Origin of the sequence: Bradyrhizobium sp. Mp27, from assembly GCF_029953005.1 — a bacterium.
Classification (GTDB): Bacteria; Pseudomonadota; Alphaproteobacteria; order Rhizobiales; family Xanthobacteraceae; genus Bradyrhizobium; species Bradyrhizobium barranii.
Window position 1 is genome coordinate 1 of the sequence record NZ_JASAUS010000727.1, and the last position, 300, is coordinate 300.

Here is a 300-nt window from a genome sequence, read left to right on the forward strand (position 1 = left end):
CGAGGCATGGCTTTTAAAATATCGCAGCATCGTTGAGTTAGAAAGCCCGTGTGTCGGGGGACCACGGCTTGCGCGACCGCTTTTCGATCGGTCAAGCTGGCGAACCGCTAGCGTGCTGGTGGTCGCAATGCGTACTGCAGAACAATTGGTAAAACCAAAACGTGTACTCCGCCCTGGTACACGTGATCGAACCGAGCTATGGCTGATTTTGGGTGACGCGGCCTGATCAGGCGGCGTGGCTTTCAGTGTTCGGAATGACTTCGATTCCGTCGATGAACTTTACACCGGCGATGACTTTCG

Annotated in this window: 1 protein-coding gene; it reads left to right on the forward strand. The window is 54.7% G+C overall.

Features of this window, described 5'->3' with window-relative positions:
* Positions 1 to 226 (forward strand): hypothetical protein (locus tag QJT78_RS52465; RefSeq protein WP_281460981.1); only part of this gene is annotated, 226 nt, incomplete at its 5' end.
* Positions 227 to 300 lie beyond the last annotated feature (74 nt).